7 protein-coding genes and 1 tRNA gene are annotated in these 8,595 nt (G+C 64.8%); 5 read left to right on the top strand and 3 right to left on the bottom strand.

Annotated features, from left to right (window positions below; all coding sequences use genetic code 11):
• Nucleotides 1-6: 6 nt before the first annotated feature.
• From ugpQ to PHI64_RS18240, 4 genes are all read left to right on the top strand, one after another.
• The gene (ugpQ, locus tag PHI64_RS18225) at nt 7-762 is read left to right on the top strand and encodes a glycerophosphodiester phosphodiesterase (protein WP_299885842.1); all 756 of its coding nucleotides are present in this window, start codon (nt 7-9) and stop codon (nt 760-762) included.
• A 115-nt stretch (nt 763-877) separates the two neighbouring features.
• On the top strand, nt 878-1,807 hold the full coding sequence (locus PHI64_RS18230; protein WP_299885845.1) for a polyprenyl synthetase family protein: 930 nt from the start codon (nt 878-880) through the stop codon (nt 1,805-1,807).
• Nucleotides 1,808-1,917: 110 nt separating this feature from the next.
• A tRNA-Pro gene (locus PHI64_RS18235) sits at nt 1,918-1,994 on the top strand.
• 172 nt (nt 1,995-2,166) lie between these two features.
• On the top strand, nt 2,167-3,597 hold the full coding sequence (locus tag PHI64_RS18240) for a DUF6880 family protein (protein ID WP_299885848.1): 1,431 nt from the start codon (nt 2,167-2,169) through the stop codon (nt 3,595-3,597).
• A gap of 75 nt (nt 3,598-3,672) precedes the next feature.
• Here the strand turns inward: PHI64_RS18240 and PHI64_RS18245 are convergent, their stop codons facing one another.
• Entirely contained in the window at nt 3,673-4,512 is an 840-nt protein-coding gene (locus PHI64_RS18245; RefSeq protein ID WP_299885851.1) for an SDR family oxidoreductase, read from the bottom strand.
• A 120-nt stretch (nt 4,513-4,632) separates the two neighbouring features.
• On the opposite strand from PHI64_RS18245, the gene PHI64_RS18250 reads away from it, so the two are divergent.
• Nucleotides 4,633-5,046, top strand: a complete 414-nt coding sequence (locus tag PHI64_RS18250) for a helix-turn-helix domain-containing protein (RefSeq protein ID WP_299885853.1) — start codon at nt 4,633-4,635, stop codon at nt 5,044-5,046.
• A 218-nt stretch (nt 5,047-5,264) separates the two neighbouring features.
• Here PHI64_RS18250 and PHI64_RS18255 read toward each other — a convergent pair whose 3' ends face one another.
• Together PHI64_RS18255 and PHI64_RS18260 are read right to left on the bottom strand one after the other, a co-directional pair.
• Nucleotides 5,265-6,401, bottom strand: coding sequence for a hypothetical protein (locus tag PHI64_RS18255; protein WP_299885855.1), 1,137 nt, complete (start codon nt 6,399-6,401; stop codon nt 5,265-5,267).
• On the bottom strand, nt 6,398-8,595 hold a 2,198-nt coding region (locus tag PHI64_RS18260), incomplete at its 5' end, for a hypothetical protein (protein WP_299885858.1). The genes PHI64_RS18260 and PHI64_RS18255, both read right to left, overlap by 4 nt.

Genomic DNA, 8,595 nt, shown 5'->3' on the forward strand with positions numbered 1-8,595 from the left:
CGTTCCATGTCCGGCTGGTCGTGGCCGTTGCTGCTGGCCCATCGCTGCGGCGGCGCCCACGCACCGGAGAACACCCTAGCCGGGCTGATGCTTGCCGCCCGGCTGGGTTGTCGGGCTGTCGAATTCGACGTGATGCTGTCCCGCGACAAGACCCCGGTGCTGATTCACGACGAGACCCTGATGCGGACCGCCGGGCTTCCGGGCGTCGTTTCGGGGCTGGGCGACGCGCAACTTTTGGCGACCGACGTGGGGCGGCAGTTTCATCCGGCTTTTGTTGGCGAGATGATCCCTACCCTCGAAGCCGCCCTTGCCACCTGCCGTCACCTGGGGCTGGCAGCCAATGTCGAGATCAAGCCGGCTGCCGGTTTCGAGGCCGAAACGGGCCACGTCGTCGGCGCGCTGCTCCAGGCCGTGCCTGGTGATGCATGTCCTGAAGTGCTGCTGTCGTCCTTCTCTGCAGAGGCTTTGCAGGCAGCAGTGCAGCAGGCCCCGGGGGTGCCCAGGGCTTTGCTGGTCGAAAAATATTCCCCGGACGCCCTGGTTGTCGCGCAGCAACTGGGCTGCGTTTCAGTCAACATGGGCCTGTCGGGGCTGGAGGCTGAGCATGTGCAGGCGATCATCTCCGCCGGGCTTCGGGTAATGGTCTATACCGTCAATACGCAGGAGGTCGCCCGGCGCCTTGTGGACTGGGGTGTCTGCGGTCTTTTCTCCGACCGGCCCGATTTGCTGTACGTCCTCGATAGCGAAGCCCCATTTCGTTAAATTGCATTGACCGTGCCGGCTTGACGGGATTGCAGTCGGCCCCTACCATCGCGTTTTTTCTACGCTGGGCATTGCCTTGTCTCTCTCGCAGCTTTACGCGCCGATCGCCGAAGATATGAAGGCGCTCGATGCCGTCATCCGGGATCGTCTCTACTCCGACGTGGTTCTCATCCGCCAGGTGGCCGAGTACATCATCGGCAGCGGCGGCAAGCGCCTGCGTCCCGCCATGGTGCTGTTCACGGCTGGCGCTGCCGGCTATTCGGGCAGCTATCACCGCGAGCTGGCGGCGGTGGTGGAGTTCATCCACACCGCGACCCTTCTCCACGACGACGTCGTCGACGAATCCGAGTTGCGGCGCGGAAACAAGACGGCCAACGCCATGTTCGGCAACGCCGCCTCGGTGCTGGTCGGTGACTTCCTCTATTCGCGTGCTTTCCAGATGATGGTCGGTGCCGACAACATGAAGGTCATGCGCGTCCTTGCCGACGCCACCAACGTGATTGCCGAAGGCGAAGTCCTGCAGCTGCTCAACTGTCACAACGCCGATGTCGAGATTGACGACTATCTGCGGGTCATCCGCTACAAGACCGCCAAGCTCTTTGAGGCAGCGGCCCGGCTGGGTGGCATCCTGGGTGGTGCGGGGGAAGCGGTGGAAGACCAGCTTGCCGCCTTCGGCATGCATATCGGAACGGCCTTCCAGTTGATCGACGACGTCCTCGATTATTCGGGTGACGAGGCCGATACCGGCAAACACATCGGCGACGATCTGGCCGAAGGCAAGCCGACCTTGCCCCTGATCCATGCCATGAAGCACGGCAGCCCGGAACACGCAGCTTGCGTGCGTACCGCCATCGAAAACGGTGGTCGTGACGATTTTCCGGCAGTTCTGGAGGCAATTCGTGCTACCGGCGCCATCGAAGCGACCCGAAAGGTGGCAGAAGCCGAGGCGGAACTCGCTTTGAATGCGCTGGAAGCGCTTCCGGCTTCCATTTTCAAGGATTCCTTGATAGAATTGTCAAAGTTCGCAGTCGCACGGAAGTATTGAAGTTCGACGTGATTCAAAAAAGCTTCACAAAACGTCGAATCTACAATATAATGTGCGGCTGTTTAGTTTTGAAGGTTAGCAAGACACCGCTGACCTGGTAAAGAAAGCGTCGGGGAATAGCTCAGCCTGGTAGAGCACTGCGTTCGGGACGCAGGGGCCGGAGGTTCGAATCCTCTTTCCCCGACCACCAATCCCGCAAAAAAGCCACTCGAAAGAGTGGCTTTTTTGTTTGTGGCATCCTTGGCAGAGTCCGTGAGGAAGTACCCTGCTGACGAAGGTGCTAAACAGCGCGTTCACCTTCCAGACCCATCAAATTCGGCATCCAGGGCGGATGCCTTCTTGAAGGCATTGATCGATTGATGGCAGCGAAGAATGACTGGCAATCCGATGAGGGGCGGATAGAGGCCTATCTGCAGGGGCTGGACGCGGTGGCATTGCGCAAGCTCGTCCTCGATGCCTCCCGGCGCGACGAGGCGCTGCGCGACAAGCTGCTGATGGCTGCAACCGTAGCCGGAAGCCCCGGACTTTCTGCCTTGCGTGAGGTGATCAAGCAGGCCACCCGCACCAAAGGCTGCATTGAATATCCGGAGGCTGGAAACTACGCCAATCGCCTGGAAGACCTTGCGGATTTGCTGTTACAGCAAATCGCTGGTGGTCCGCCGGAGCTCGTCGACGTGATCGAGGAGGCTATCGCGCTCGCCGAAGCGGCCTTGCCGCACATTGATGACTCCGACGCCGAGGTGATGACGGCGATATTTGAGCTGCGCAAGATTCATCTGGCGGCCTGCAAGGTATTGCGCCCCGATCCCGTCGCCTTGGCTGGGCGTCTGTATGGTTTTCAGATGAACGGAGAATGGGACACCTTTCAAGAGGTGCTCCCGGATTACGCCGAAGCGCTCGGTGAGGAAGGGCTGGCTGAATATCGGCAGCGGGTCGAGCACGACTGGCTGGCTCTGCCGACCCTGGGCCCGGAGCACTATCGTAGCGCCTGGAGCACGCGACGCTTCCGGGTGGAGTCGGCGATGAGGGATATCGCCCGCAACATGGATGATTTCGGACTGCTGGTGGCCATCGAGGCCAAGAATCTGTCTTCGCCGTCGCACTTCCTGACACTGGCAGGTCTGTTTCGGGAGCAGGAACGCAAAGAAGAGGCCCTGCGCTGGATCGAACAGGGAATCGCGGCGTTTCCGAATGAGCGCAATGACAAGCTGCTGAGCCTTGCCATTGAGCTGCAGTTTGCGCTGGGGCGGCACGCCGAGGTGGAGCAACTGGCCTGGCAACGCTTCGAGCAAGCCCCTGGCTGTGCTCCATTCTTCGAGTTGATGGAAGTGGCGGGGCTTACGGGGCACGAGGCGGAGCTGCACAGGCGGGCGCTCGATTTCCTGTGGCGAAAGGTTGCCGAAGAGGAAGCCGCCGATAGTGGCCTTCGCCGCAGTCCATGGAGCAAACCTCGCCGGGGCGACATCGTTTCGATCTTTCTGCGGGAAAGCAATGTCGAGGCCATGTGGGATGCATTCGGCGGCGGGAAAGTCGATGCTGGCCTGTGGGAGCCCGTGGCTGATGCGCGTGGCAAGACGAACCATGAGGAGGCGATAGCGCTCTACAAACGTCTGCTGCCGCAAAGGGTTGAAGGTGGCTCCGACTACAGGGGGGCCTTTGCCATCGTCAACAAAATCCGCTTACTGCGGGTGGCACACAAGCAGTCGGGCGTGTTCCGGGACGAGTTGGCGGACATTCGGCTGACGTGGAAGCGCAAGCGGAACTTCATGAAGCTCCTGGATTCGCTGTGAGGAAAGGCGAGGGAAGCGAACAAGGCAGGTGGGGATGAGGAAGCCCCACCGGAAGTTCGCTTCCCTGGTTCTGGATTACGCTGTCCAGCAGGCTGCGTGGTCCAGGGCGTAGGTCTGCAGGCTGCGGGCCGGATGACCGGTCAGAGTGAGCACCGCATTGCTCACGGGTGCCGTCCAGCCTTCCCGGACCGGGTGGAAGATCGATGCGAGGAAGTGTGCGTACTCGTCCGGCACCCCATGGGCGGTCAGCGTGGCGATGAAGCTGGCGTCATCGATGGCCTGGTAGGCCACGGGCCGACCGATCACCTGGCCCAGCACAGTGGCGGCCTCGGCGTAGCTCAGGGCTTGCGGGCCGGTCAGGTTGAAGGCCTGGCCGTCGAAGTCCGGGCGGGTGAGGGCGGCCGCGGCGCTCTCGGCAATGTCCCGCACGTCAATGAAGCTCGATTTGCCCTGGCCTGCCGGCAGGCTGATGCCGCCCTGCTGGATGCCCCCGTGCCAGAAGGTATGGAAGTTGTCCGCAAACCAGTTGGGCCGCAGGATCACAAAAGGCACCCCCGCGGCTTCCACGGCCAGTTCCACCTGGCGGTAGGGGATGGAATCATCCGCATCCACGCCGAACACGCTCTGAAAGACGATCTTCACACCGCGGGCTGCGAGGCCCTGAACCACGGGCAGGAGCAGGGCGCTGATGGTCACGTAGCCGGTGGGAAGCATCACATAGGCCCGGTCCACATCGGCGAAGGCCGCGTCGAAGGTGGAATGGTCGGCGTAATCAAAGGCCACGCCTTCCGCTCCTTCCACGCCACCCCCACTGCGGGTGGCGGCTTTCACGCTTTCGCCGCGGGCGATCAATGCCTTCACCAGCGGACGCCCAACATTGCCACCCGCGCCGAGAACCAGAATCTTCTTGCTCATGTTTCTTACTCCTTAGTATGTTTTGGAAACCAGGTGTATTGTCTCGGTAGCAGGTGCGATGCGGAAGAAGGCACCCCGACGTAAGCTGGTTACCTGGAAGAAACTGCCACTGGAGAGCGAATGAGCACGCTGGAATTGCCCTACGATGTTTATCAGGACCGCTGTCCGACCCGCCTGGTACTGGACCGGCTGGCTGACAAATGGGCGCTGCTGATCCTCGACCGCCTGAAGGACGGGCCGGTGCGCTTCAACAGCCTCAAGCGGGACATCATGCGCATCACCCCCAAGGTGCTGTCGGAGACCCTGCGCAAGCTGGAGCGGGACGGGCTGATCGCCCGGGCGGTGTTCGCCACGGTGCCGGTCACAGTGGAGTATTCGTTGACGCCCCTGGGTGACACCCTCACCGACACCGTGTCGGCCCTGGCCCACTGGGCCGAGCGCAACATGGACGCCGTGCTGGCCGCCCAGGCCGCCTACGACGCCGCCAGCGAGGTGGCGGCCCGGCCGACGCCGGGCCTGCATCGCCTGCGGTGATGGGTGGCTTTGGCGCGCCTGTCTGGTTCGCTTATTCTAGTGGCTCTCACTGAAGCCGACTCAAGGCCGGTATTGGTGGAAGCTCGGGCTTCCATGGCGGGGGCATTCGATAGGTGAAGTGAAGCGGGTGTTCTTTTTCTGAGGCGGCCCCGCTGGCTGGAGGGTTCGCGGGCGAGTGGGCGCCGATGCTGGCGTTGCCGGGCATGGACTGCCTCCTGTCAGCCGCCGGCCAGGAGAGCCTCCAGCACCGCGAAGGGGTTAGTGCTGCCCTGACGCCACGCATGGATTGCCGCGAGGGGATTGAAGCTGCGGCCTTCGTCGAAGATCACGATGAGCGTATAGGGAAAGCCGATCATGGGGTCCATGATGCGGTGCCAGTGTCCGCCGCGGCACACCGCCGCTTCCCCCACAAAGGCCGATAAGGCTTCGTCTTGTCTGGGGTCTCGGGGGCTGCCTGCCCAGTGCTGTGCGAGGGCGTGGTGAAGCGTGCGCTGCCCGGGAGCGATGCCGTAGTGGGCCTCGACCATACTCGCCAGATACTGCTGCCGGGCAAGCAGTGCGGGGCTTGCGGGGCGCACGGGCCGTGCCGGGGCTCCGTCTGGGTGCCAGGCCTGCAGTGCCGGGCGCGACCAGGGCCTGGTCAGAGCGGGAAGCGCAGCCTCCAGGGCGGCCCGCGCCTCGGGGGTGGCAGCATCGAGCTGGATGACGCTGGCGCCGCTGAAGGCGCGGGCCCAGGTGGTGCCGGTGGGTAAATCTGCCTGCTGCAGGGCCTGGTCGGTGATCCAGTCGACGCAGCGCCAGTTGAACGCGCCCAGGGGAGGTGCTGGCATCTCCGTTGCGGCTGCTTGATGTGAATGGCCGGTGAAGGCCGCCGCAACTGCCGTGGGGGCGTCGGCCATGGCCCAGTCGGCCTGACTGGCTTCCAGCACGCCGCTCAGCAGTTCGGGCAGACGGTGGGCGGGCAGGTCGCGGGTTGTCGATACACCCAGCAGGGGGCCGGGGCGGAGGGGGAGCGCAAGTGCCCAGCCGGCGCCTCCGGTGCGAAGCTCGACCACCTGGGGGTCTGCAATTGCTGCTGCCAGTGCGTCGGGCGTAAGCCTGGGGGGGCCGCCATCGAGGGCATGGACGTCGCCCGCGACGCCAATGGCTGCCAGGGTCTGCTCCAAGCCGAAGACCCACCGACCCTCCGCTACGGTCTCATCGTGCCGTACGGGGCGGTAGCGTTCGGGTACCAGACCACAGTGGCGCAGCAGAGCGTCGATGCCCTCCAGCAAGGTTGCCGAGCGGATGCCCGCCGGGCTTTCGCCGACAAGGGCGAGTTGGTGGTGTGCGAAAAAGGGGGCGGCGGGAGTCATGGTTCCATGATCACCGTTCCGCCCCGAATCTGGTAGGGCCGGACTGTCGAGAAACGGATGCGTCCGAGGATTTTCATCACCTCGCTGTTGGGAACGCCCTGCCGCAGTAGCCAGCGGCTGAACTCGCGCATGATCAGATTGTGGGTCTGGGCAGTCAGGTTCTGGCTGGTGACGACCTGAAGCGTTGCGTCGGTAGCGGCTGAATTGATGGTGGCCTCGATGCCGGCGGCCCGGTACATGCGCTGCAGCGAGCCGGCGGTGTCCATGGCCTGCATGGTTTCCAGGCCCGGGATGAGATAGTCGCGGTGCTTCACTTCGGTCAGGAGCGGCCCTTCCTGGGGCATCGGACCGAGGCGGCCCGTCTGGACGACATCGGGAATGACCTCGTTTTGAGGTCTGCCGCGTCCGCTGAAGGTTTCGGGGGCGCTGAGGGAGTAGCGCACCTGGCTTTCGGCGGGCGTTGCGCCCTGGCGTGCCGCAACCATCTGTTCGTCGAACTGCCAGATGGCTTGCCGGCTGCCCGTCACCGAGTCGCGCATTACCCAGTTGCCGCCGTAGCTGGCCCAGCGTGTATCGCCCCACAGTTCCATTGCTGACGGCCCCCCAGGCGCCGAGGTGGCACGCTCGGGGAGTTGCAGCATGGGTGTGGACGCGGGCAGGCGGATCGGTCCGCCCGGGCCCGCGAAAACCAGCGGCGTCGGGGCGGCGGCGCCCTCGGCGGCGGCCGCGCCACCGCCTGGCCCGAGCAGGCCGCGTGTCGTGCCGATCACTTCGCCATTGACCACGCTGAGCATCTCGCCGTTGCCGCGCAGGATGTAGCCCATGCCGCTCTCGCCGTGCCCGACCATGGTGACGAGCTCGCCAGTGTCCAGGCGGATGCGTACTGTGCGGGTGCCTGTGGCTGCATCGTCGAGCACATCCAGCACGTCAAACGGTGCCCTGCCGGGTTCGCTGCGGGGCAGTGCAAGGGGGGTGTCGCCCGCGCTGAGCGCCGGGGGGCGACGGACCGGGGCCCATGGTCCCGGCGTTTCATAGGCCGGAAGGCCGAGATAGCCCTGCTCCGAGAGGGCGAGCTCCGAGCCGGCGCCGGCGGTGCCCCGCAGAAAATGCGCACCACCGCCCATGGCGCCGCCAATGCCGAAGCCCATGCCAAAGCCAATCAGGTACTGTTCCGGCGTATAGGCGCCGCGACGCCAGATCTGCTGGGCTGCGGGGTTGTCGAAATCCCGGGCGCCTGTCAGAAGGTGCTCGGAACCCATGGTGGCCACGGTAACCGTGCCGGCTTCGATGCCCCCTGCCAGCACACCGAAAGCCAGGGTGCCCTCGGCTGCCAGACCGAGCCCGCCCACGACCGCGGCGCCCATCCCGGCCGTGGCCACCATCAGCGCCACCGTGACTGCGCCGACCACGGCGGAGCGCACTGCGGCGCAGTGGCGCAGGTCCGTCATCTCGTCGAAGGACAGCTCGCCCCGGTCGTAGGATTCGGCGATGTCCCGCTGGGTGCGGCCACCGAACAGATCGGTGAGCGCCAGGCTCATGGCATTGGCGTTGGCGCTCTGGCCCCACGCTCCGGCGGCCAGGTAGTGCCCCTCCCTGAGCATCTGTCGTTGGGTGTCGGCAGCCTCGTTGGCGCGCTGCTCCGTGGACTCGCTGAGGGTCACATCCCGGGGGTTGGCAGTGCGCCAGGCTTGATAGTCTGTGCGCAGAGTGGTGAGGGTATCGACATGGGTACCGAGGATCGTGTCCAGATCGCCCACATATCCGCCTGCAACGGAACTGCCTGCAACGCTGCGCGCCAGCGTGCGGGCCGAGCTGACCTGATTGAGCAGGGCGCTGATCTCGTTAAGCCTGGCACCGGCGAAATGGGCCCGGGTGCGGGTGTCGAAGGCGGGAATCGCCGTCGCATACTCGGCTGCCTGGGCCTGCAGACCGGCCGCATCGCCGATCTGGCGCACTTCCGCTGTGACCTCGCCGGCCAGGGTGGCCAGGCGCTGGTTTCCGAACGCCTCGTCCAGGGCGAGCAGCGTGACCCTACCGCCGCTCAGGGGCACGTCGACGCCGAGCACCCGGCACACGGGGCGTTCGGGCAGCACGGTCGGCCCGGGTGGTGCGGAGGAGGTGATCTCCACGGGTTCGGTGTCCGGGTCGATACCTTCGCCCTCATACCAGCGGCGGGCGATCAGGCGGCGGATCA

Origin of the sequence: Zoogloea sp., assembly GCF_028689785.1 — a bacterium.
GTDB lineage: Bacteria > Pseudomonadota > Gammaproteobacteria > Burkholderiales > Rhodocyclaceae > Zoogloea.

Bases quoted from the DNA above. Each gene is read 5' to 3' on its own strand.
- PHI64_RS18250 (WP_299885853.1), top strand. From the start codon at position 4,633: ATGAGCACGCTGGAATTGCCCTACGATGTTTATCAGGACCGCTGTCCG.
- ugpQ (WP_299885842.1), top strand. From the start codon at position 7: ATGTCCGGCTGGTCGTGGCCGTTGCTGCTGGCCCATCGCTGCGGCGGC.
- PHI64_RS18255 (WP_299885855.1), bottom strand. From the start codon at position 6,401: ATGACTCCCGCCGCCCCCTTTTTCGCACACCACCAACTCGCCCTTGTC.
- PHI64_RS18230 (WP_299885845.1), top strand. From the start codon at position 878: ATGAAGGCGCTCGATGCCGTCATCCGGGATCGTCTCTACTCCGACGTG.
- PHI64_RS18245 (WP_299885851.1), bottom strand. From the start codon at position 4,512: ATGAGCAAGAAGATTCTGGTTCTCGGCGCGGGTGGCAATGTTGGGCGT.
- PHI64_RS18240 (WP_299885848.1), top strand. From the start codon at position 2,167: ATGGCAGCGAAGAATGACTGGCAATCCGATGAGGGGCGGATAGAGGCC.